General features: G+C 55.0%; 20 protein-coding genes, 1 tRNA gene and 1 pseudogene. 17 read left to right on the forward strand and 5 right to left on the reverse strand.

Annotated features, from left to right (window positions below; genetic code table 11):
• Positions 1 to 2: 2 nt before the first annotated feature.
• The 5 genes from ubiI (at position 3) to FU672_RS13000 (ending at position 6,925) form a co-directional block, all read left to right on the forward strand.
• A complete protein-coding gene (gene ubiI / locus FU672_RS12980) occupies positions 3 to 1,205 on the forward strand; it encodes an FAD-dependent 2-octaprenylphenol hydroxylase (protein WP_148243529.1) in 1,203 nt (400 codons plus the stop codon).
• A gap of 397 nt (positions 1,206 to 1,602) precedes the next feature.
• Positions 1,603 to 2,697 (forward strand): glycine cleavage system aminomethyltransferase GcvT, encoded by a 1,095-nt coding sequence (gene gcvT / locus FU672_RS12985; protein WP_148243530.1) that lies wholly within the window; start codon positions 1,603 to 1,605, stop codon positions 2,695 to 2,697.
• 23 nt (positions 2,698 to 2,720) lie between these two features.
• Positions 2,721 to 3,110 carry a glycine cleavage system protein GcvH gene (gcvH, locus tag FU672_RS12990; RefSeq protein WP_008499718.1) on the forward strand — a complete coding sequence of 130 codons (390 nt, stop codon included), beginning with the start codon at positions 2,721 to 2,723 and terminating at the stop codon, positions 3,108 to 3,110.
• Positions 3,111 to 3,237: 127 nt separating this feature from the next.
• A complete protein-coding gene (gene gcvP / locus FU672_RS12995; RefSeq protein ID WP_148243531.1) occupies positions 3,238 to 6,111 on the forward strand; it encodes an aminomethyl-transferring glycine dehydrogenase in 2,874 nt (957 codons plus the stop codon).
• 70 nt (positions 6,112 to 6,181) lie between these two features.
• Positions 6,182 to 6,925, forward strand: coding sequence for an SDR family oxidoreductase (locus tag FU672_RS13000; RefSeq protein WP_148243532.1), 744 nt, complete (start codon positions 6,182 to 6,184; stop codon positions 6,923 to 6,925).
• 61 nt (positions 6,926 to 6,986) lie between these two features.
• Here the strand turns inward: FU672_RS13000 and bglA are convergent.
• Positions 6,987 to 8,421: pseudogene (gene bglA, locus FU672_RS13005) on the reverse strand (6-phospho-beta-glucosidase BglA).
• Positions 8,422 to 8,537: 116 nt separating this feature from the next.
• Positions 8,538 to 9,269: a MurR/RpiR family transcriptional regulator gene (locus FU672_RS13010; protein ID WP_063144934.1), complete on the reverse strand. Its 732-nt coding sequence runs from the start codon at positions 9,267 to 9,269 to the stop codon at positions 8,538 to 8,540.
• A 265-nt stretch (positions 9,270 to 9,534) separates the two neighbouring features.
• On the opposite strand from FU672_RS13010, the gene trhA reads away from it, so the two are divergent.
• On the forward strand, positions 9,535 to 10,194 hold the full coding sequence (trhA, locus tag FU672_RS13015; protein ID WP_148243533.1) for a PAQR family membrane homeostasis protein TrhA: 660 nt from the start codon (positions 9,535 to 9,537) through the stop codon (positions 10,192 to 10,194).
• A gap of 109 nt (positions 10,195 to 10,303) precedes the next feature.
• On the opposite strand, the gene ygfZ is transcribed toward trhA, so the two are convergent.
• The gene (gene ygfZ, locus FU672_RS13020; protein WP_148243534.1) at positions 10,304 to 11,284 is read right to left on the reverse strand and encodes a tRNA-modifying protein YgfZ; all 981 of its coding nucleotides are present in this window, start codon (positions 11,282 to 11,284) and stop codon (positions 10,304 to 10,306) included.
• Between the two features lie 294 nt (positions 11,285 to 11,578).
• On the opposite strand from ygfZ, the gene sdhE reads away from it, so the two are divergent.
• Positions 11,579 to 11,845 (forward strand): FAD assembly factor SdhE, encoded by a 267-nt coding sequence (gene sdhE, locus FU672_RS13025; RefSeq protein WP_010435322.1) that lies wholly within the window; start codon positions 11,579 to 11,581, stop codon positions 11,843 to 11,845.
• Positions 11,826 to 12,236, forward strand: a complete 411-nt coding sequence (locus FU672_RS13030; protein WP_148243535.1) for a protein YgfX — start codon at positions 11,826 to 11,828, stop codon at positions 12,234 to 12,236. The genes sdhE and FU672_RS13030 overlap by 20 nt, the downstream gene beginning before the upstream one ends.
• Positions 12,237 to 12,242: 6 nt before the next feature.
• Here FU672_RS13030 and fldB read toward each other — a convergent pair whose 3' ends face one another.
• Complete coding sequence (gene fldB / locus FU672_RS13035; RefSeq protein ID WP_148243536.1) at positions 12,243 to 12,764, reverse strand: flavodoxin FldB; 522 nt, start codon at positions 12,762 to 12,764, stop codon at positions 12,243 to 12,245.
• Between the two features lie 101 nt (positions 12,765 to 12,865).
• Between fldB and xerD the strand changes: the two genes are divergently transcribed.
• The 5 genes from xerD to lysS all read left to right on the forward strand — a co-directional run bounded on the left by xerD (position 12,866) and on the right by lysS (position 18,959).
• Positions 12,866 to 13,762 (forward strand): site-specific tyrosine recombinase XerD, encoded by an 897-nt coding sequence (gene xerD, locus FU672_RS13040; protein ID WP_148243537.1) that lies wholly within the window; start codon positions 12,866 to 12,868, stop codon positions 13,760 to 13,762.
• Between the two features lie 28 nt (positions 13,763 to 13,790).
• On the forward strand, positions 13,791 to 14,504 hold the full coding sequence (dsbC, locus tag FU672_RS13045) for a bifunctional protein-disulfide isomerase/oxidoreductase DsbC (protein ID WP_029740340.1): 714 nt from the start codon (positions 13,791 to 13,793) through the stop codon (positions 14,502 to 14,504).
• A 5-nt stretch (positions 14,505 to 14,509) separates the two neighbouring features.
• A complete protein-coding gene (gene recJ, locus FU672_RS13050) occupies positions 14,510 to 16,243 on the forward strand; it encodes a single-stranded-DNA-specific exonuclease RecJ (protein ID WP_148243538.1) in 1,734 nt (577 codons plus the stop codon).
• A gap of 90 nt (positions 16,244 to 16,333) precedes the next feature.
• Positions 16,334 to 17,432, forward strand: a protein-coding gene (gene prfB, locus FU672_RS13055) for a peptide chain release factor 2 (protein ID WP_148243539.1) whose coding sequence is annotated in 2 segments (ribosomal slippage) — positions 16,334 to 16,408 and positions 16,410 to 17,432 — 1,098 coding nt in all. Because the reading frame shifts where the segments join, the coding sequence is not laid out codon by codon here.
• Positions 17,433 to 17,441: 9 nt separating this feature from the next.
• A complete protein-coding gene (gene lysS, locus FU672_RS13060; RefSeq protein ID WP_148243540.1) occupies positions 17,442 to 18,959 on the forward strand; it encodes a lysine--tRNA ligase in 1,518 nt (505 codons plus the stop codon).
• A gap of 38 nt (positions 18,960 to 18,997) precedes the next feature.
• Here the strand turns inward: lysS and idi are convergent, their stop codons facing one another.
• On the reverse strand, positions 18,998 to 19,540 hold the full coding sequence (idi, locus tag FU672_RS13065) for an isopentenyl-diphosphate Delta-isomerase (protein WP_148243541.1): 543 nt from the start codon (positions 19,538 to 19,540) through the stop codon (positions 18,998 to 19,000).
• A 163-nt stretch (positions 19,541 to 19,703) separates the two neighbouring features.
• Between idi and actS the strand changes: the two genes are divergently transcribed.
• From actS to FU672_RS13085, 4 genes are all read left to right on the forward strand, one after another.
• Positions 19,704 to 20,447: an amidase activator ActS gene (gene actS, locus FU672_RS13070; RefSeq protein WP_148243542.1), complete on the forward strand. Its 744-nt coding sequence runs from the start codon at positions 19,704 to 19,706 to the stop codon at positions 20,445 to 20,447.
• A gap of 80 nt (positions 20,448 to 20,527) precedes the next feature.
• Positions 20,528 to 20,601, forward strand: a tRNA-Gly gene (locus tag FU672_RS13075).
• A gap of 488 nt (positions 20,602 to 21,089) precedes the next feature.
• On the forward strand, positions 21,090 to 21,692 hold the full coding sequence (locus tag FU672_RS13080) for a hypothetical protein (RefSeq protein ID WP_148243543.1): 603 nt from the start codon (positions 21,090 to 21,092) through the stop codon (positions 21,690 to 21,692).
• 3 nt (positions 21,693 to 21,695) lie between these two features.
• Positions 21,696 to 22,127, forward strand: a complete 432-nt coding sequence (locus tag FU672_RS13085; protein ID WP_148243544.1) for a hypothetical protein — start codon at positions 21,696 to 21,698, stop codon at positions 22,125 to 22,127.
• Positions 22,128 to 22,546 lie beyond the last annotated feature (419 nt).

Raw genomic sequence — 22,546 nt, forward strand, 5'->3', positions numbered from 1 at the left:
CCGTGCAAAATGTTGATGTCGCCATTGTTGGCGGCGGTATGGTCGGACTGGCGCTGGCCTGTGGTCTACAGGGCAGCGGCCTGCGCGTGGCGGTGCTGGAGCAAAAGCAGCCTCAGCCCGTTGCACCAGATGCCCCGCCGGAACTCCGCGTCTCGGCGATTAATGCGGCGAGCGAAAAGCTGCTGACGCATCTTGGCGTCTGGGCAGACATTGTGGCGCAGCGCGCCAGCTGCTATCACGGCATGGAAGTGTGGGATAAAGACAGCTTTGGTCATATTGCTTTTGATGATGAAAGCATGGGCTATAGCCATCTGGGTCATATCATCGAAAACGCGGTGATCCACCACGCGCTGTGGCAGAAAGCACAGCAGTGCAGCGATGTGACCCTGATTGCACCTGCGCAGATCCAGCAGGTGGCATGGGGTGAAAACGAGGCGTTTATCACCCTGCAAAGCGGCGACATGCTGACCGCGCGTCTGGTGGTTGGTGCTGACGGTGCGAACTCCTGGCTGCGGAATAAAGCCGATATCCCGCTGACCTTCTGGGATTACCGTCATCATGCTCTGGTGGCAACGATCCGTACCGAGGAGCCACACGGCGGCGTGGCGCGGCAGATTTTCCATAACGACGGCATTCTGGCGTTCCTGCCGTTGAGCGACCCGCACCTGTGCTCGATTGTCTGGTCCCTGGTGCCGGAAAAAGCCCAGTTGATGCAGGAGGCAACGCCGGACGCCTTTAACCAGGCGCTGTGCGTGGCGTTTGATAACCGCCTTGGCCTGTGCACCCTTGAAAGCGAGCGGCAGGTATTCCCGTTAACCGGCCGCTACGCGCGTCAGTTTGCGGCGCACCGTCTGGCGCTGGTGGGTGATGCGGCCCATACCATTCATCCGCTGGCCGGGCAGGGCGTCAACCTTGGCTTTATGGATGCGGCGGAGCTGGTTGAAGAACTGCGTCGCCTGCATCGTGAAGGCAAAGATATCGGTCAGCATCTCTACCTGCGTCGCTACGAGCGCAGCCGCAAGCACAGCGCGGCGATGATGCTGGCAGGTATGCAGGGCTTCCGCGAGCTGTTTGCCGGGGCGAATCCGGCGAAAAAACTGCTGCGCGACATTGGCCTCAAGCTTGCTGACACCCTTCCGGGTGTTAAACCTCAACTCCTCCGTCAGGCGATGGGTCTTAACGACCTGCCGGACTGGCTACGCTAATTTAGACCCCTGTCACATTTTATTTTCCCGGCCTCTGCGCCGGGGAAATTCCCTCGTTTGAAATAATCTAATTTCACGTCATTTTTCGCATTAGAAAATCTAATCTACGAGATTTTATGTTACGGAAATTCAGCCCGTTTTTCCGCACGAAATATCACCATGTGCTAAATCCTGTTAGATCATTGTTAATTTTGTGCGGGGTTAATCGCATTTTTCCAGTGAATAACTCTGTAGGCTTTTCAGCGATTTTTGGTCATAAGCTAATGTGATGACCCGTTTTACCTTATGGTTAACCGCCGGTTTCGGTGGTAAGTTCAGGTAAAAGAGAACGTTTGCGTCGGCATTCGGGAACGAGGCCGATACCGGGTTTCACGGTGAATTTTTCAACGAGGACAAGATGGCTCAACAGACTCCTTTGTACGAACAACACGTGTTATGCGGCGCCCGCATGGTGGACTTCCATGGCTGGATGATGCCGCTGCACTACGGCTCGCAGATTGATGAGCACCACGCGGTGCGCACCGATGCCGGTATGTTCGACGTGTCCCACATGACGATTGTCGATCTGCGCGGTAGCCGCACCCGGGAGTTTTTGCGTTATCTGCTGGCAAATGACGTCGCCAAACTGAAGACGCCGGGTAAAGCGCTCTATACCGGCATGCTGAATGCCTCGGGCGGCGTGATTGATGATCTTATCGTCTATTACTTCACTGAAGATTTCTTCCGCCTCGTTGTAAACTCCGCCACCCGCGAAAAAGACCTCTCCTGGATCACCCAACACGCCGAACCTTATGCCATCGACATCACCGTCCGTGACGATCTGTCGCTGATCGCCGTGCAGGGGCCGAACGCGCAGGCGAAAGCCGCGTCTCTGTTTAACGACGCGCAGCGCAAAGCAACCGAAGGCATGAAGCCGTTCTTCGGCGTGCAGGCGGGCGATCTGTTTATCGCCACCACCGGCTACACCGGTGAGGCGGGTTACGAAATTGCGATGCCGAACGAGAAGGCGGCTGATTTCTGGCGTGCGCTGGTGGAAGCGGGCGTGAAGCCTGCGGGTCTGGGCGCGCGCGATACACTGCGTCTGGAAGCGGGGATGAACCTCTACGGTCAGGAGATGGACGAAGGCGTCTCTCCGCTGGCCGCCAACATGGGCTGGACCATCGCGTGGGAACCTGCTGATCGCGACTTTATTGGCCGTGAAGCGCTGGAGATGCAGCGCGAGAAGGGCACTGAACAACTGGTGGGTCTGGTGATGACCGAGAAGGGCGTGCTGCGCGGTGAACTGCCGGTGCGTTTTACCGATGCTGACGGCAATCCTCGTGAAGGCGTGATCACCAGCGGGTCCTTCTCCCCGACGCTGGGCTACAGTATTGCACTGGCACGCGTGCCGGCGGGCATTGGCGAAACGGCGGTAGTGCAAATCCGCAACCGCGAAATGCCGGTCAACGTGACCAAACCGATTTTTGTTCGCGCCGGTAAGCCGGTCGCCTAATCATTTTTATCAGGAGAACTTCAATGAGCAATGTGCCAGCAGAACTGAAATACAGCAAAGAACACGAGTGGCTGCGCAAAGAGGCGGACGGCACTTACACCGTAGGGATCACCGAGCACGCGCAAGAGCTGCTGGGCGATATGGTGTTTGTTGATCTGCCTGACGTGGGCACGACCGTTAGCGCGGGCGACGACTGCGCCGTGGCGGAGTCCGTAAAAGCGGCATCTGACATCTATGCCCCTGTAAGCGGTGAAATTGTCGCCGTCAACGACGCGCTGAGCGATTCGCCGGAACTGGTGAACAGCGAGCCTTATGAAGGCGGCTGGATCTTCAAGATCAAAGCCAGCGACGAATCTCAGGTTGCCGCGCTGCTGGATGCGACCGCGTACGAAGCACTACTGGAAGACGAATAACGTTGTGCCGGATGGCGCTGCGCTTATCCGGCCTACAGATCTACGTAGGCCCGGTAAGCGTTAGCGCCACCGGGCAACAGCGTTACAGATAATTACGATTCACTGCACGTTTCAGGAACCATCGCTCATGACACAGACTTTAAGCCAGCTTGAAAACCGTGGCGCCTTCATTGAACGTCACATTGGGCCGGATGCTCAGCAACAGCAGGAGATGCTGAAGACAGTTGGCGCGGATTCATTAAACGCACTGATCGGCCAGATTGTGCCAAAAGACATCCAGCTTGCCACGCCGCCTCAGGTGGGGGAAGCCACCACGGAATTCTCCGCGCTGGCGGAGCTGAAGGCTATCGCAGGCCTGAACAAGCGCTATAAGTCTTACATTGGCATGGGCTACACCAACGTGCAGTTGCCGCCGGTTATCCTGCGTAACATGCTGGAAAACCCGGGCTGGTACACCGCTTACACCCCGTATCAGCCAGAAGTCTCCCAGGGCCGTCTGGAAGCGCTGCTGAACTTCCAGCAGGTGACGCTGGATCTGACCGGTATGGATATCGCCTCCGCTTCTCTGCTGGATGAAGCCACCGCCGCTGCCGAAGCAATGGCGATGGCGAAGCGCGTGAGCAAGCTGAAAAATGCCAACCGCTTCTTCGTGGCGGCGGACGTGCATCCCCAGACGCTGGACGTGGTGCGCACCCGTGCGGAAACCTTCGGCTTTGACGTGATCGTTGATGACGCTGACAAGGTGCTGGATCACCAGGACGTCTTCGGCGTGCTGCTGCAGCAGGTGGGCACCACCGGCGAAGTTCACGACTACGGTACGCTGATTGCCGAGCTGAAATCCCGCAAAGTGGTTGTCAGCGTTGCCGCCGATTTTATGGCGCTGGTGGTGCTGACGGCGCCGGGCAAACAGGGCGCCGATATTGTCTTCGGTTCAGCGCAACGCTTTGGCGTGCCAATGGGCTACGGCGGCCCGCACGCGGCGTTCTTCGGCGCGAAAGATGAATTCAAACGCTCCATGCCTGGCCGTATTATCGGCGTCTCAAAAGATGCTGCCGGTAACACCGCGCTGCGCATGGCGATGCAGACTCGCGAGCAGCATATCCGCCGCGAAAAAGCGAACTCCAACATCTGTACCTCGCAGGTGTTGCTGGCAAACATCGCCAGCCTGTACGCCGTGTTCCACGGCCCGGCTGGCCTGAAACGCATTGCCAGCCGCATTCACCGCCTGGCTGATATTCTGGCCTGCGGTCTGCAGCAGAAAGGCCTTAAGCTGCGCCACGCTCACTACTTCGACACCCTGTGTGTGGAAGTGGCGGACAAAGCGGCCGTGCTGGCGCGCGCGAATGCAGCAGAGATCAACCTGCGCAGCGACATCCACAACGCCGTCGGCATTACGCTGGATGAAAGCACCACCCGCGACGATATCCTGAACCTGTTCAGCGTGTTGCTGGGTGACGCGCACGGTCTGGACGTTGATGCGCTCGACAAAGAGGTCGCGCTCGACAGCCGCTCAATTCAGGAAAGCATGCTGCGTAATGATGCGATCCTGACGCACCCGGTCTTTAATCGCTATCACAGCGAAACGGAGATGATGCGTTATATGCACTCTCTGGAGCGCAAAGATCTGGCGCTGAACCAGGCGATGATCCCACTGGGCTCCTGCACCATGAAGCTCAACGCCGCGGCAGAGATGATCCCTATCACCTGGCCTGAATTCTCCGAGCTGCACCCGTTCTGCCCGCCAGAGCAGGCGGAAGGTTATCACATGATGATCAACCAGCTTTCCGACTGGCTGGTGAAACTGACCGGTTATGATGCGCTCTGCATGCAGCCGAACTCCGGCGCGCAGGGCGAATACGCGGGCCTGCTGGCGATCCGTCACTATCACGAAAGCCGCAACGAAGGTCACCGCGATATCTGTCTGATCCCAAGCTCTGCCCACGGTACCAACCCGGCCTCTGCCCAGATGGCGGGAATGGAAGTCGTGGTGGTGGCGTGCGATAAGAACGGCAACATCGATCTGGCCGACCTGCGGGCGAAAGCCGAGCAGGCGGGCGACAAGCTCTCCTGCATCATGGTGACCTACCCGTCCACTCACGGTGTGTACGAAGAGACCATTCGTGAAGTGTGCGAAGTGGTGCACCAGTTCGGCGGACAGGTTTACCTCGACGGCGCGAACATGAACGCGCAGGTGGGCATTACCTCTCCAGGCTTTATCGGCGCGGACGTGTCGCACCTGAACCTGCACAAAACCTTCTGCATCCCGCACGGCGGTGGCGGCCCGGGCATGGGTCCAATCGGCGTGAAAGCGCACCTGGCGCCGTTTGTGCCAGGCCACAGCGTGGTGCAGATTGAAGGTATGCTGACCCGTCAGGGCGCGGTCTCTGCGGCACCGTTCGGTAGTGCCTCAATCCTGCCAATCAGCTGGATGTACATCCGCATGATGGGCGCGGAAGGGCTGAAGCAGGCGAGCCAGGTGGCAATCCTGAACGCCAACTATATTGCGACTCGCCTGAAGTCCGCCTTCCCGGTGCTCTACACCGGCCGCGACGGTCGCGTGGCGCACGAGTGCATCCTCGATATTCGTCCGCTGAAAGAACAGACCGGCATTAGCGAGCTGGATATCGCCAAACGTCTGATCGACTACGGTTTCCACGCGCCAACCATGTCGTTCCCGGTTGCGGGTACGCTGATGGTGGAGCCAACGGAATCTGAAAGCAAAGCCGAGCTGGACCGCTTTATCGATGCGATGCTGGCGATCCGCATGGAGATCGACCGCGTGCAGGACGGCGAGTGGACGCTGGAAGATAACCCGCTGGTTAACGCCCCGCACACCCAGCACGAGCTGGTGGCAGAGTGGAACCACGGCTATTCCCGCGAGCTGGCGGTCTTCCCGGCAGGCGTGGCAAACAAATACTGGCCGACCGTGAAGCGTCTTGATGACGTCTACGGCGACCGTAACCTGTTCTGCTCCTGCGTGCCGATGAGCGAATACCAGTAATATTGCTGATGTAGTAACGTAGGCCGGGTAAGGCGAAGCCGCCACCCGGCTTTTTTATTGGGAGAAGCGAATGGCAATTGCACTGGTCACCGGCGCCAGCCGGGGCATTGGGAAAGCCACCGCGCTGCAGCTGGCGCGCGAAGGCTACACCGTGGCGGTGAACTATCATCACAACATTAAAGCCGCGACGGACGTCATCAGGCAGATTGTGGATGCGGGCGGTAAAGCTTTTGCCGTGCGCGCAGATATCAGTGATGAAGCCCAGGTGCTGGCGATGTTTGACAGCCTCGATCGTGAAGGGGGGCCGCTTACCGCGCTGGTCAATAATGCGGGAATTCTGTTTGAGCAATCCACTATCGAGAATCTCTCCGCAGAGCGCATTAACCGCGTCCTGGCGACCAACGTCACGGGCTACTTTCTCTGCTGCCGGGAAGCGGTAAAACGCATGTCCTTCAAACATGGCGGCAAGGGTGGGGCGATAGTGAATGTCTCTTCCGCGGCGTCCCGTCTGGGCGCGCCGGGTGAATATGTGGATTATGCCGCGTCCAAGGGGGCGGTGGATTCACTGACAACCGGGCTATCGCTGGAGGTGGCGGCGCAGGGCATTCGCGTCAACTGCGTGCGACCGGGACTGATTTATACCGACATTCATGCGTCCGGTGGAGAGCCGGGGCGAGTGGATCGCGTGAAATCGTTGCTGCCGATGCAGCGCGGTGGCCAGCCGGAAGAGGTGGCGCAGGCGATTGTCTGGCTGCTGAGCGAGAAGGCGTCGTACGTAACGGGCAGTTTTATCGAGTTGGCTGGCGGGAAATAAACCCCTCACTCTAACCCTCTCCCCGAAGGGGAGAGGGGATCAATCGTAGCGCCGCCCGGCGTTAAAGTTTCTCGCCGTTGCTGGCAATCACTTCCTTATACCAGTTAAAGCTCTTCTTACGGGAACGCGACATGTCGCCCGTGCCGTCGTCGTGCTTGTTCACGTAGATAAAGCCGTAGCGCTTGCTGTACTGGCCGGTGGTGAACGATACGCAGTCGATGCAGCCCCATGGCGTATAGCCCATCAGATCCACGCCATCGTGCGTGACGGCTTTGATCATCTCTTCCACGTGGGCACGGAGATAGTCGATACGATAGTCGTCGTTGATGCTGCCATCTTCTTCCACCTTATCGTAGGCGCCGAACCCATTTTCCACGATAAACAGCGGCTTCTGATAACGCTCGTACAGTTCGCACAGCGCATAGCGCAGGCCTACCGGGTCAATCTGCCAACCCCAGTCGGAGGCCTTCACGTGCGGGTTCGGCACGCTGCCTTCGAAACCAGAAATGGCATCGCCGGTACCGCCTTCGGCTTTCACCGCGTTGGTCATGTAGTAGCTGAAACCTAAGTAGTCGCAGGTACCTTCGCGCAGGATCTGCTCGTCGCCCGCGTCCATTTTGATGGAGAACCCGCGGCGCTCCCACTCGTTCAGCACGTAGGACGGGTAGTATCCACGCAGCTGGACATCGGTAAAGACATAGCGCTCGCGCATCGATTCCTGGGCGAACATCACGTCTTCCGGTTTGCAGGAGAACGGATAGAGCGCCACCATGGCCAGCATGCAGCCGACTTTCATCTCCGGGTTGATGCGGCGCGCGGCTTTCACCGCCAGCGCGCTGGCCACGAACTGATGGTGCAGCACCTGATACATGGTCTCTTCCGGATTGTCATGTTCGGTATAGACCACTCCCGAGCAGCAGTAACCGAAAAGCGGCGCACGCCAGTTACGCTGGTTGTTGATTTCGTTGAAGGTCATCCAGTATTTGACCTTGCTTTTGTAGCGCTCAAAAACCACTTCCGCGAAGCGCACAAAGAAATCGACCACTTTACGGTTAGTCCAGCTACCGTACTCCTGCACCAGGTGCAGCGGCATTTCGAAGTGGGAGAGGGTGATCACCGGTTCGATGTTGTATTTCAGCAGCTCATCGAACATGTCGTCGTAAAACTTCAGCCCTTCTTCGTTTGGCTGCGTTTCGTCACCTTTCGGGAAGATGCGCGTCCAGGCGATAGAGGTGCGGAAACACTTGAAACCCATCTCGGCAAACAGCTTGATGTCTTCTTTATAGTGGCCGTGGAAATCGATAGCTTCATGATTGGGGGTAGTATTTACCCGGCACCACGTCCTGCGTGATTTCACGTGGCACGCCGTGTGCGCCGCCGGTCAATACGTCGCAAATGCTTGGCCCTTTGCCGCCTTTGTTCCAGCCGCCTTCAACCTGGTGAGCGGCAACCGCGCCGCCCCATAAAAAATCTTTTGGTAAGGTTAATTTTTTCATCGCTGCTATTCTCAATAAATGGCTTATTGGCATCGAGTCTAGCAAAGCGAAATTAAATGTCACGATATAACAATTCACAGTAAATGTGATTTGTTACATCAAAAAAACAGGGTGTTTTATTCTGTGAGTTTCTTCGCCAGTTTACGTCCGAGAGACTCCAGAATATAAATGACGGGAATTTGTGTGGTGATGTCGTAGACGCCTGCAATACGCGTCTGAGGAACATGCCAGGAGAGATTAAAGTCTGCCAGTTTTGCGAGACGCGAGTGCTCGTGGCTGGTAATGGAGAGCACCTTACAGTGATGCAGGCTGAACTGGCTGGCGAAGCGCAGGATCTCCTCGGTCTCGCCCGAGACGGAGAGCACAATCGCCAGCGCATTTTTCGCCATATCGTTGGTGACCGGGAAATAAGGGTCATCAATATGGTTACTGAATTTCCCGATATTAGAAAAGAAACGTGCGCCATATTTTGCCAGCGAACCTGATGTCCCGGCACCGACAAATATAATTCGCTCGGACGATAAAATAATATCTACTGCATTATCTAATAACGCGTCGAACTCTTCATTATTTACGCTTTTAAAAAAGCTGATAATTTCGCTGGCACCGAAGTTCGCCTGCTGGGGCTCGTTCTGTTCAAGATAGAGCTTAAAGCGCACGCGGAATTCAGAATACCCTTCGCAGTTAAGCTTGCGGCAAAAGCGCAGGATAGTGGTGGTTGAGACGTCTGCCGCATCCGCCAGCTCGCGGATGGTCATGTACATGACTTTGTCACGATTTTTTATGACATAGTTGTAGACCATCATCTCCAGGTTATTGAGACTGGCAATGGCGGAGTGGGTGAACATACTCACAATGGCATAACTCTCATTCTGACCTCTTCGTCACATCATAACATGCACCCAGACGGCAGGATCCATTTTTATGCTCTTGATTCATAATGATTAAATTTTTATGTGAACAATTGTTAGGTGAAAGATTTCTTTATATCTATGATTTTTAGGTATAAATTTTGAAATGAATTTTTTTTAGCTAACAGGTGTTCACTGGAATCATTCTCAGTTAGCATAGTTATGCGATGAATAATCATCTTTTGTTTTCCCGGAGTTTTGTATGGTGAGCAGACCATTAATCGCGCAGGGATATTCGCTGGCTGAGGAAGTAGCCAACAGCATCAGCCACGGCATTGGCCTGGTGTTTGGGATTGTCGGTTTAGTGTTATTGCTGGTGCAGGCGGTGGACGCCAATGCCAGCGCGATGGCCATTACCAGCTACAGCCTGTATGGCGGGAGTATGATCCTGCTGTTCCTGGCGTCGACGCTGTATCATGCGATCCCGCATCAGCGGGCCAAGACGTGGCTCAAGAAATTTGACCACTGTGCTATCTATCTTCTTATTGCAGGCACCTACACACCGTTTCTGCTGGTGGGGCTCAACTCACCGCTGTCGCGTGGCCTGATGATTGTTATCTGGAGCCTGGCACTGCTGGGGATCCTGTTTAAGCTGACCATAGCGCACCGGTTTAAGGTACTGTCACTGGTCACCTATCTGACGATGGGCTGGCTGTCGCTGATTGTGGTGTATCAACTGGCAGTCAAGCTGTCGGTAGGAGGCGTGACGCTTCTGGCCTTAGGCGGCGTGGTGTACTCGCTCGGCGTGATTTTCTACGTCTGCAAGCGCATCCCGTACAACCATGCCATCTGGCACGGCTTTGTGCTGGGCGGCAGCGTGTGCCACTTTTTGGCGATTTATTTGTATGTGGGGCAGGCGTAGTTTTTTCCACCGTGCGGGCGGTTGCCCTCACCCCGGCCCTCTCCCAAAGGAGAGGGAGAGCACCAAAACCGTAGGCCCGGTAAGTGCAGCGCCACCGGGCGATACAGCATCAATCTTCCAGAGAGTACGGCAGCGGCTCAATACTCAACGTATTCGCGTCGTCACGCACGCGGAACACGCTGTCGGCTTCCATGTCGTTGTTCATGACGGCTTGAACCAATAGACGTCCATCATCCAGCTGTACGGCGGCTAACACGGTGCCGGTGCGACGCCAGTTATCACCCATCTTCAGCTCTAAGTCTTCACCCGCTTCAGGTACACGGCTGGCATGGCCCGCCAGCGTCCACAGCGCGCGTTTGTTTGCGCCGCGGAATTTTGCGCGTGCCACCATCTCCTGGCCGGTGTAACAGCCCTTTTTAAAACTGATACCCCCCAGCGCCTGCAGGTTCGTTGCCTGAGGAATAAATTGCGCGCTGTTTGCGGCGTCAATCACCGGCAAACCCGCTTCGATGTTCAGTGCCAGCCACTGCTGACTGTTGTTGAGCTGCGCTTCGCCGCGCAGCGCCTCGGTCACGCGTTCGGCGGTTGCCGCATCCGTGACTAACAGGAAACGCTCCGCCGGGTGTTCAAACCACAGGATGGAGGTTGCGCCTTCGCTGACCACCTGCTTTTCTGCATCCGGCAGTTCGCTGAAGAGATTTTTCAACGCCGCACGAGCCTGGAAACCGGCCACACCCAGCAGGACATGTTCGTCGTCCGGGTTGATGGTGACTTTGGAAAAGACCGCGTACTTTTTCAGCTCTTTAAGCTGGGCCTCTTGCAGGCTGCGGCGCTCAATAAAGGCAAAGCCGTCCTGGCGGCGGAAGATACGCAGATTGCTCCACATTTTGCCTTTTGGGTCGCAGTGCGCGGCCAGCAGGTGCTGATGTTCGGTCATCTGGCTGATGTCGGCAGTCACCTGCCCCTGCAGGTATTTTTCGGCGTCGGCACCGGTGAGCGTTGCCAGCGCCCAGTCATCAAGAGAAATAAGCGTCAGCGGCAGACGCGCAGAGGCGGCGGGCTGGCGAGGAGAAAATGGTGTAAATGCCATAACGATATCCTGAATTGCTTAACGCTTTGATAATGCCTAATGGTAAAAGAGCCTGCAGGCAATGCAAGCGCTTTCAACAGACCATTTGTGCCATAAACCGGTTATGCGTAGCGCTACGCAAAATAATGTAATCCGCTGTCTTTGTAGGGATTATTCCGGAAGCCTGCTCGGCGATCGCAATATTCCAGTAATGAAACGGTCAAAAACACGTTACACTAGCTGGTGTCCCCGTAGAGAAATAAAGAACACTGAACGGGGTACCGACTGTGCCAAACGTAATGCAGGAAACTGAACATGGATATTAACAACAAGGCCCGTATTCACTGGGCGTGCCGTCGCGGCATGCGTGAACTTGATATTTCCATCATGCCTTTCTTCGAATATGAGTATGACAGCTTAAGCGATGACGATAAGCGTCTGTTTGTTCGCCTGCTTGAGTCTGACGATCCGGATTTGTTCAACTGGCTGATGAACCACGGCAAACCCGCCGACACCGAGTTGCAACGGATGGTGCAATTAATTCAAACACGGAATCGGGAACGTGGTCCTGTGGCAATCTGATCTTCGCGTCTCGTGGCGCTCGCAGTGGATGTCTTTATTGCTCCACGGCCTGGTTGCGGCCTTTGTGTTACTGATGCCGTGGCCGCTGAGCTATACGCCTCTGTGGCTGCTGTTATTGTCGTTTGTCGTTTTTGACAGCGTACGCAGCCAGCGTCGCATTAATGCCCGCCAGGGAGAGATTAAATTACTGATGGATTCCCGCCTGCGCTGGCAGGGGAAAGAGTGGGATATTCTCGGTATGCCCTGGATGCTCAACTGCGGCATGATGTTACGGTTGCGCAAAGTGGACGGCGGGCGTTGCCAGCATTTGTGGCTGTCGGCTGACAGTATGGATGCTGCCGAGTGGCGAGACCTGCGCCGGATGCTGTTGCAACAGACGACGCAGGGGTAAAACGCGTTAGCTAAACTTTTCTGCCATTTCGCCCAGAATCTGCTCGCACCAGCTTTGCAGGCGCTCATCGCTGAGATCGTACTGGTTGGTTTCGTCCAGCGCGAGTCCAACAAACAGCTCGCCGTCGGCAATAATCGGTTTTTTACTGGTGAACTCGTAACCTTCGGTTGGCCAGTAGCCGATAAACGACGCCCCTTTCGGTGCCAGCTTGTCGTGCAGCATGCCGAGTGCGTCAAGGAACCATTCCCCGTAACCCAACTGATCCCCCATGCCGTACATGGCGATGATTTTGCCGTCGAGGTTGAGCGTATCAAGCTGGTCCCAGATAACTTCCCAGTCTTCCTGTATCTCGCCGAAATCCCATGTCGGGATGCCGAGGATCAGCACGTCATACTGTTCCATCAGCGTAAGCGCGTCATCTTTCAGGTTATGCAACGTCACCAGTTCCGGGCCAATGATGTCGCGAATTTTCTCTGCCGCCATTTCGGTGTAGCAGGTGCTGGAACCATAGAACAGACCAATATTCATCGCGTAACTATCTCAATTCTTGCGTTGACTTTGCGCGTAGTGTACCAGAAACCGGTCGCAATCAGGCATAATGGCCTGACTGCAGAATCTAAGGGGCCGATGTGGAAAAGGATCTCGCACTGATCGAACAGTTTCTCGACGCGCTGTGGCTGGAGAAAAATCTGGCCGAGAATACCCTCAGCGCCTACCGTCGCGATCTCACCATGCTGGTGGAGTGGCTTGCGCACCGCGGGTTATCCCTTGCGAGCGCACAACGTGACGACCTGCAGGCGCTGCTTGGGGAACGTATCGCGGGGGGCTACAAAGCCACCAGTTCCGCACGTTTGCTCAGCGCAATGCGTCGGCTGTTCCAGCACCTGTATCGCGAGAAGATTCGCGAAGACGATCCCAGCGCGCTGCTGGCATCCCCTAAGCTTCCACAGCGGCTACCGAAAGATCTCAGCGAAGCACAAGTTGAGAGATTATTACAGTCACCGGTTGTTGACCTGCCGCTGGAGTTACGCGATAAAGCCATGCTTGAGCTATTGTATGCTACCGGCTTGCGCGTTTCGGAACTGGTTGGCTTGACGATGAGCGACATCAGTCTGCGTCAGGGCGTGGTGCGCGTCATCGGTAAAGGAAATAAGGAAAGGCTGGTTCCGCTGGGTGAAGAGGCGGTTTACTGGCTGGAGACGTATCTGGAGCATGGTCGTCCGTGGTTGCTCAATGGTGTGTCTATCGACGTCCTGTTTCCGAGTCAGCGCGCCCAGCAGATGACGCGGCAAACGTTCTGGCATCGCATCAAGCATTACGCCACACTGGCGGGGATCGACAGTGAAAAGCTTTCGCCGCACGTATTGCGTCACGCCTTCGCGACGCATCTGTTAAACCACGGCGCTGATTTACGCGTGGTACAGATGCTGCTGGGGCACAGCGATCTTTCCACGACGCAAATTTACACCCATGTCGCGACGGAACGCCTGCGGCAGCTACACCAACAGCACCACCCTCGTGCGTGAGTGCCGACGAATTGTAACAGGATCACATATGAAAAAGTCTTTCGCGCTGTTCACCCTGCTGGCAGCCTCATTTACCGGTTTCGCCCATGCGGACGACGCCGCCATCAAACAGTCGCTGGCTAAGCTTGGCGTCACCGGTAGCGATATTCAGCCTGCACCGGTTGCCGGCATGAAAACGGTACTGACCAACAGCGGCGTGCTGTACGTCACCGAAGACGGCAAACACATTATTCAGGGGCCAATGTACGACGTGAGCGGCGCGCAGCCGGTGAACGTCACCAACCAGCTGCTGATGAAAAACCTGAACGCGCTCGAAAAAGAGATGATCGTCTATAAAGCGGCGCAGGAAAAACACGTCATTACCGTCTTCACCGACATCACCTGCGGCTACTGCCACAAGCTGCATGAAGAGATGAAAGACTACAACGCGCTGGGCATTACCGTGCGTTACCTGGCCTTCCCGCGTGCGGGCGTGCAGAGCCAGCCAGAGCAGGATATGAAAGCTATCTGGTGTGCGAAAGACCGCAACAAAGCGTTTGACGACGCGATGAACGGCAAAGGCGTTAAACCGGCCTCCTGCGACATTGATATTGCTAACCACTACGCGCTCGGCGTGCAGTTTGGCGTGAGCGGTACGCCAGCGATTGTCCTGAGCAACGGCTATGTCGTTCCGGGCTATCAGGGACCGAAAGAGATGAAAGAGTTCCTCGACGCGCACCAGAAACAGTTTGGTGGTAAATAATCCGCGTGAAAGCCCCGATAAAATTGCGCCGCCGCGAGGCGGTTGAACCGGTTGATTTGCCAGACGATCTCCCGGCGCTGCTCAAGCGCCTCTATGCCAGCCGCGGCGTGCGTAGCGCTGAGGATCTTGAACGCAGCGTGAAAGGGATGCTGCCCTGGCAGCAGTTGAGCGGTATCGAAAAAGCCACTGAAATGCTCTACAACGCGCTTCGTGAGGGAACGCGGATTGTGGTGGTAGGGGATTTCGACGCCGACGGCGCAACCAGCACCGCGCTGAGCGTGCTCAGCCTGCGCGCGCTGGGCTGCGATAACGTCACCTATCTGGTGCCGAACCGTTTTGAAGACGGCTATGGCCTCAGCCCGGAAGTGGTCGATCAGGCCCACGCCCGTGGCGCACAGATGATCATGACCGTCGATAACGGGATCTCTTCCCATGCGGGCGTCGATCATGCCCATCAGTTGGGGATCCCGGTGCTGGTCACCGATCACCACCTGCCGGGCGAAACGCTGCCGGATGCGGAAGCGATTATTAACCCCAATCTGCGCGACTGCGATTTCCCATCGAAATCCCTCGCCGGTGTGGGCGTGGCGTTTTATCTGATGCTGGCATTGCGTACCCTGTTACGCGATAAGGGCTGGTTCGACTCCCGCGGTATTGCCGTACCGAATCTGGCCGAATATCTCGATCTGGTGGCGCTGGGTACCGTCGCGGACGTGGTGCCGCTTGATACCAATAACCGCATTTTGACCTGGCAGGGCTTAAGCCGCATCCGGGCAGGCAAGTGTCGTCCGGGGATCAAGGCGCTGCTGGAGATTGCCAACCGCGATCCGCTCAAGCTGGCGGCAAGCGATTTGGGCTTTGCCCTCGGGCCGCGTCTTAACGCAGCCGGAAGGCTGGACGATATGTCCGTCGGCGTGGCGCTGCTGCTGTGCGATAACATTGGTGAAGCACGCGTGCTGGCCAACGACCTGGACGCGCTGAACCAGACCCGTAAAGAGATTGAGCAGGGGATGCAGGCCGAAGCGCTGACCCTGTGCGAAAAACTTGAGCGCAGCGGCGATACGCTGCCGGGCGGCCTGGCGATGTACCATCCTGAGTGGCATCAGGGCGTGGTCGGTATTCTAGCGTCGCGCATTAAAGAGCGTTTCCACCGTCCGGTGATCGCGTTTGCCCCCGCGGGCGACGGCACGCTGAAAGGCTCTGGCCGTTCGATTCAGGGTCTGCACATGCGCGATGCGCTGGAGCGTCTCGATACGCTGTACCCGGGTCTGATGATCAAGTTCGGCGGCCATGCGATGGCGGCTGGCCTGTCGCTGGAAGAGGCGAAATTCGACGAATTCCAGCGCCTGTTTGGCGAGCTGGTGACCGACTGGATTGACCCGGCCCTGCTGCAGGGGGAAGTGGTGTCCGATGGCGAGCTTTCACCGCTGGAGATGACGATGGACGTGGCGCAAATGCTCCGCGATGCCGGTCCATGGGGGCAGATGTTCCCGGAACCGCTGTTCGACGGTCGTTTCCGCCTGCTGCAGCAGCGTATCGTCGGCGAACGCCATCTGAAAGTGATGGTCGAGCCCGTGGGCGGTGGCCCGCTGCTGGACGGCATTGCCTTCAACGTTGACACGGCGGTATGGCCGGACAACGGCGTGCGCGAGGTTGAGCTGGCGTACAAACTGGACATCAACGAGTTTCGCGGTAACCGCACCCTTCAGATCATCATCGACAATATCTGGCCAATTTAGCGGCAGTAATCTCTATAAAAAAGGGCGTGGATTCGGTACAATCCCGCTCTTATCACCGCATTTTGACAAGTCCATAAAAGAAAACAGACCATGTTTGAAATTAATCCGGTAAAAAACCGTATTCAGGACCTCACGGAGCGCTCTGACGTTCTTAGGGGGTATCTTTGACTACGATGCCAAGAAAGAGCGTCTTGAAGAAGTAAACGCCGAGCTGGAACAGCCGGACGTCTGGAACGAACCTGAACGCGCACAGGCGCTGGGTAAAGAGCGTTCCTCTCTCGAAGCTATCGTAGATACGCTGGATCAAATGGCCCAGGGGCTGGAAGATGTTTCCGGTTTGCTGGAGCTGGCCGTCGAAGCCGACGACGAAGAAACCTTTAATGAAGCCGTGACAGAACTCGACGTGCTGGAAGAGAAGCTGGCGCAGCTTGAGTTCCGCCGTATGTTCTCCGGCGAATACGACAGCGCTGACTGTTATCTCGATATTCAGGCCGGTTCTGGCGGTACAGAAGCACAGGACTGGGCAAGCATGCTGGCGCGTATGTATCTGCGTTGGGCAGAAGCGCGCGGTTTCAAAACCGAAATCATCGAAGAATCTGAAGGTGAAGTCGCGGGCCTGAAATCCATCACCATCAAGATTATTGGCGACTACGCCTACGGCTGGCTGCGTACTGAAACCGGCGTTCATCGCCTGGTGCGTAAGAGCCCATTCGATTCCGGCGGCCGTCGTCATACCTCCTTCAGCTCCGCGTTTGTATACCCGGAAGTGAAAGACGATATCGATATTGAAATTAACCCGGCGGACCTGCGTATTGATGTATATCGCGCATCCGGTGCGGGTGGTCAGCACGTTAACCGTACGGAATCGGCGGTGCGTATTACCCACCTTCCAACCAACACGGTAACGCAATGCCAGAACGACCGTTCCCAGCATAAAAACAAAGACCAGGCCATGAAGCAGATGAAAGCGAAGCTTTATGAACTGGAGATGCAGAAGAAAAATGCTGAGAAACAGGCGATGGAAGACAACAAGTCTGACATCGGTTGGGGCAGCCAGATCCGTTCTTACGTCCTTGATGACTCCCGCATCAAAGACCTGCGTACCGGGGTTGAAACCCGCAACACGCAGGCGGTGCTGGACGGCAGCCTGGACCAATTTATCGAAGCAAGTTTGAAAGCAGGGTTATGAGGAACCAACATGTCTGAACAACAAGCACAGGGCGCTGACGCGGTAGTCGATCTTAACAACGAACTGAAAACCCGCCGCGAGAAGCTGGCAGCGCTGCGCGAGCAGGGCGTGCCGTTCCCGAACGATTTTCGTCGTGACCATACCTCAGACCAACTGCACGCTGACTTCGACGCTAAAGAGAACGAAGAGCTGGAAGCGCTGAACATCGAAGTGGCCGTTGCAGGCCGCATGATGACCCGTCGTATCATGGGTAAAGCCTCCTTCGTGACCTTGCAGGACGTTGGTGGCCGTATTCAGCTGTACGTTTCCCGTGACGACCTGCCGGAAGGCATCTACAACGAGCAGTTCAAGAAGTGGGACCTGGGCGATATCCTGGGCGCGAAAGGTAAACTGTTCAAAACCAAAACCGGTGAACTGTCTATCCACTGCACCGAGCTGCGTCTGCTGACCAAAGCTCTGCGCCCGCTGCCGGATAAATTCCACGGCCTGCAGGATCAGGAAGCGCGCTATCGTCAGCGCTACCTGGATCTCATCTCTAACGATGAATCCCGAAAGACCTTCAAAATTCGCTCCCAGATCATGGCCGGTATCCGCCAGTTCATGGTTAAGCGCGACTTTATGGAAGTGGAAACCCCAATGATGCAGGTGATCCCTGGCGGTGCGTCTGCCCGTCCATTCATCACCCATCACAATGCCCTTGACCTGGACATGTACCTGCGTATCGCGCCGGAACTGTACCTGAAGCGTCTGGTGGTCGGTGGTTTCGACCGCGTGTTTGAAATCAACCGTAACTTCCGTAACGAAGGTATTTCCGTTCGTCATAACCCAGAGTTCACCATGATGGAACTCTATATGGCGTATGCAGATTACAAAGATCTGATCGAGCTGACCGAATCCCTGTTCCGCACCCTGGCGCAGGATATTCTGGGCACCACGGAAGTGCCTTACGGTGAAGAGGTGTTCGACTTCGGCAAGCCGTTCGTCAAGCTGACCATGCGCGAAGCGATCAAGAAATACCGTCCGGAAACCAACATGGCGGATCTGGATAACTTCGATTCTGCGAAAGCAATCGCGGAAAGCATTGGTATTAAGGTTGAGAAGAGCTGGGGTCTGGGCCGTATCGTGACCGAGATCTTCGAAGAAGTGGCCGAAGCGCACCTGATTCAGCCGACCTTCATCACTGAATACCCGGCTGAAGTCTCTCCGCTGGCGCGTCGTAATGACGAGAACCCGGAAATCACCGATCGCTTCGAATTCTTCATTGGTGGCCGCGAAATCGGCAACGGCTTTAGCGAGCTGAACGATGCGGAAGACCAGGCTCAGCGCTTCCAGGACCAGGTTGACGCGAAAGCAGCAGGTGACGATGAAGCGATGTTCTTCGACGAAGACTACGTGACCGCGCTGGAGCACGGTCTGCCACCAACGGCGGGTCTGGGGATTGGTATCGACCGTATGGTGATGCTGTTCACCAACAGCCACACCATCCGCGACGTGATCCTGTTCCCGGCGATGCGCCCGGTGAAATAAGACGTCAAGATGTGAAAAAAGCCCCGAAAGGGGCTTTTTTATTGCGCCGCGAAGGCTTTGAGTTTTTCACGGGCGGTCGTCGCTTCCATCACCATCCACGGACTAAAGGCCCAGGGCGTCGCGTCCAGCGCGCGGAATAACGCATCCAGCTCAACCCACTGATAGTCCATCACTTCATCTTCGTTTATCGTCACGTCATTGGTGATGCGGGCAGCGAATACCGGGCAGATTTCGTTTTCCACGATCCCGGACGGGTCGATTTCCCGATAGCGAAATTCAGGGGCGACGGCGGTGATATCGGCCAGTTCAGCGCCCACTTCAAAGCGGCAGCGGCGGATTATCGCCTGTATCGTCTCTTCGCCGGACTGCGGGTGGCCGCAGACGGAGTTGGTCCAGACGCCGGGCCAGGCTTTTTTGGTTAAGGCGCGCCGGGTGATCAGACATTCGCCGTTTGCGTTAAAAAGCCAGGAAGAGAAAGCCAGATGTAGCGGGGTATGTAAGGTGTGCGCGGCATATTTTTCCTGAGTGCCAATCACCATTCCCTGGTCGTTTACCAAAATAACGTGTTCTTGAATACTCATTGATGCTCCAGTGCCAAAATGCCGAGTGGTTCAGCACCATCAGCCGGATCATTATACGGCATTCTTATACGAACGGTTTGGCTCGTAGAGCGGAAAAGGGCATGACCCATATTCGTTTTGGCTGTTATCATAGTGCGCCATTCACGCTGACAGAGGATCTGTTTTGTTTGCAGGAAGCCTGACGAGAAACCCCATCACCGCCATTTTTTGCCTGACGCTGACGCTATTACTGGCGGGCTGTTCAGGGAGCAAATCTTCGGATATGGGTAGCTATTCCGGTTCGGTCTATACCGTTAAGCGCGGGGACACCCTGTATCGAATTTCGCGCGCTACGGGGACCAGCGTGAAGGATCTGGCGCGGCTGAATAATCTCTCTCCGCCCTACACCATCGAGGTGGGGCAGCAACTGAAGGTTAGCGGCGGATCGTCCTCGGGTAAAAAATCCTCTTCGAAAGGCAAAACCGCCAAAGTGACGCCATCTTACGCGGTGCCGCAGTCGTCCTGGCCGCCGGTCGGTCAACGCTGCTGGATCTGGCCTGCCAGCGGTAAAGTGGTGCTGCCGTACTCCCTGTCTGAGGGGGGTAACAAAGGTATTGATATCGCGGCTGCGCGCGGTACGCCGGTTTATGCCTCCGGGGCAGGGAAGGTGGTGTATGTCGGTAACCAGCTGCGTGGCTACGGTAACCTGATCATGATTAAGCATGGCGAAGACTACATCACGGCCTATGCGCACAACGACACGATGCTGGTCAACAACGGGCAGAACGTCAAAGCCGGGCAGAAGATTGCCACTATGGGCAGCACCGGCACGGATACGGTGAAGCTGCATTTCCAGATTCGCTATAAGGCGACGGCCATCGATCCGCAGCGTTATCTTCCTGCGCCCGGCAGCAAACCGAAGTGCTAAGTGGTTATTTAATCGCCGGTTAGTTATGAAGAGGCTTGTATGAAGGTGTGTAAGGTCTATAATGCCTTACGCACCTCAAAGCGGGCGTAGTTCAATGGTAGAACGAGAGCTTCCCAAGCTCTATACGAGGGTTCGATTCCCTTCGCCCGCTCCAATCTCCTGATAAATCAAGAAGTTATGATTTATCAGTTAGTTACGTTGCCCCGCTAAAGTAGGTACAACTTAAACTACCCATTGTTCTACGCCCGCACCTGTCGCGTGATTGGTCTGTGGTACAAGGGAGCATATCATCACGCTGGCGGTGGTTCCAAGTTCTTACCGCGACAGCACAACAACGAACAAAAAGCCGCATACCGGGCATAACTCCCAAAACTTTCAGTGAAGCGCATTTTAGCCCGATGCCCCCATATGCCACACGTCGAGATGATGTTGCAGGGGATAAACAGGTTTATGGTGGTGTACGTACCTGCACACGAAATGTAGGCTCTGCCAGCGGTTCGGCCTCGCTCCTTCGGGTACATGGTCATCCTGATAAACTTCACTGTCTGACATAGCCCTGATGTTGTTGCCTAACGGCTCCGCTTGTTGTCTTACCACCAACGGGGCTTATGATGTACTATGCAAAAAAAAACAGGGGTGCTTATGTCGGATAGTTATGCTGGTCTTATTGGCACGGTTGTGGGTGCAATCATTACAGGCGGCTTTGCCTGGTTTACCGATTGGCGTAAGAACCGTTCGAAGAATAAAAAAGATTTAGAAGTGTTATCCCTAAAACTGACTTATAAACTAGAGCGTTATGTTGCACTGTGCCTGGAGTGTTCAGAAGATGATGGGCGTGAGTATTATCATGAAGATGAAGGTAGATGCTCTGGTTCGTTGTTCAAAGGTTATAACATCGAATTTCCAGAGTTTAACCTTGGGAAGTTCGAAGACATTGACTGGAAGTTGTTACCTGTGAATTTAATGCATGAGATTTTCACACTTCCCACAAAAGTTAATAATGCAAGGCAACGTTTCGCCAAAGAGTGGAATGAATTTGATGAACATTTAAACGATGATTATCCAACAACAATACGTGCCAAGGAATTGACAGACCTTGCGATTTATTTTTACAACGTTTCATCCAGCTTACGAACCTTGGCCGGACTACCGCTCCCTGAAGATTCAATCATCATTGATACACTCAATAAAAATAAAATTAAAAATGATGAAGATTACGATAGATTATTTATACGAAAGGAATGATCAATGTCTGGAATGTTAGCAAGTACAGCCGCCGCTGTTGGGATCATTGATAAAGCTGTTGGTATCGCGAAGAAGCTCGCTGATGAGAGTGATGAGCTTGATAAGGCGACGCTTAAACTTGAGCTTGCAAACCTCATGACAGAGCTTGCCAGCGTCAAAATAGAAGTTATAACCACCCAAGCTTTACTGTTTGATGCAGAACAAAAGATCAAGGATCTTGAAGAAAAACTGAAGGATAAAACAGCATTTTCCTTTCGGGACGGTGTATTTTGGACTGAAGGTGATGACACTGCATTCTGTCCGAAGTGTTACGAGAGCGAAAATAAAAAGATTCACATGGAATCACGTGAAAGAGCATATGCTGGGCTTGGTTCATTTGTAGAGAAACCAAACTGGTATTGCAGGGTGTGTAAAACTACCTTTAATCGAAAGTGAAAATTTTGGTATGGCTACATTGAGCATTACGGATCTTGATAGTTTCGGTTCGTAGATGGTCACCATACACGCAGATCTTACCGTCCGCTGCTTCAATGACATCCTGAAGTGTCAAAGTAACTGTCAAAGCATGAGCCGCCAACGGCAGCAGTGCCACAACACATAGTAAAACTTTCTTCATTTTCACAACCCGCCCCCGTGGATTGCACCTAATTTTTTCAATCTAATTTGATGACATGGCTCAAAATTACTTAACTCTGAGATGAGTTATTCCAAAGCCTTAACCAGTGCTTTAGGCTGTAGTCATCGTTATAGCCGATTAATGATGACACCATTTCTTCTTATTAGGCGACAATTACCCCGTCCGCATCGCGACAATTACTCTGGCCTGTTTGTAATCTGAGCGTCCTGTTTCTTCT

The sequence above is a fragment of the Enterobacter asburiae genome, from assembly GCF_008080435.1.
GTDB lineage: Bacteria > Pseudomonadota > Gammaproteobacteria > Enterobacterales > Enterobacteriaceae > Enterobacter > Enterobacter asburiae_C.

What these genes read in the sequence shown, in the direction of transcription:
- gcvT (WP_148243530.1), top strand. Translation starts at nt 1,603, where the DNA reads ATGGCTCAACAGACTCCTTTGTACGAACAACACGTGTTATGCGGCGCC.
- gcvH (WP_008499718.1), top strand. Translation starts at nt 2,721, where the DNA reads ATGAGCAATGTGCCAGCAGAACTGAAATACAGCAAAGAACACGAGTGG.
- gcvP (WP_148243531.1), top strand. Translation starts at nt 3,238, where the DNA reads ATGACACAGACTTTAAGCCAGCTTGAAAACCGTGGCGCCTTCATTGAA.
- FU672_RS13000 (WP_148243532.1), top strand. Translation starts at nt 6,182, where the DNA reads ATGGCAATTGCACTGGTCACCGGCGCCAGCCGGGGCATTGGGAAAGCC.
- FU672_RS13010 (WP_063144934.1), bottom strand. Translation starts at nt 9,269, where the DNA reads ATGTTCACCCACTCCGCCATTGCCAGTCTCAATAACCTGGAGATGATG.
- trhA (WP_148243533.1), top strand. Translation starts at nt 9,535, where the DNA reads ATGGTGAGCAGACCATTAATCGCGCAGGGATATTCGCTGGCTGAGGAA.
- ygfZ (WP_148243534.1), bottom strand. Translation starts at nt 11,284, where the DNA reads ATGGCATTTACACCATTTTCTCCTCGCCAGCCCGCCGCCTCTGCGCGT.
- sdhE (WP_010435322.1), top strand. Translation starts at nt 11,579, where the DNA reads ATGGATATTAACAACAAGGCCCGTATTCACTGGGCGTGCCGTCGCGGC.
- fldB (WP_148243536.1), bottom strand. Translation starts at nt 12,764, where the DNA reads ATGAATATTGGTCTGTTCTATGGTTCCAGCACCTGCTACACCGAAATG.
- dsbC (WP_029740340.1), top strand. Translation starts at nt 13,791, where the DNA reads ATGAAAAAGTCTTTCGCGCTGTTCACCCTGCTGGCAGCCTCATTTACC.
- lysS (WP_148243540.1), top strand. Translation starts at nt 17,442, where the DNA reads ATGTCTGAACAACAAGCACAGGGCGCTGACGCGGTAGTCGATCTTAAC.
- idi (WP_148243541.1), bottom strand. Translation starts at nt 19,540, where the DNA reads ATGAGTATTCAAGAACACGTTATTTTGGTAAACGACCAGGGAATGGTG.
- FU672_RS13080 (WP_148243543.1), top strand. Translation starts at nt 21,090, where the DNA reads ATGTCGGATAGTTATGCTGGTCTTATTGGCACGGTTGTGGGTGCAATC.
- FU672_RS13085 (WP_148243544.1), top strand. Translation starts at nt 21,696, where the DNA reads ATGTCTGGAATGTTAGCAAGTACAGCCGCCGCTGTTGGGATCATTGAT.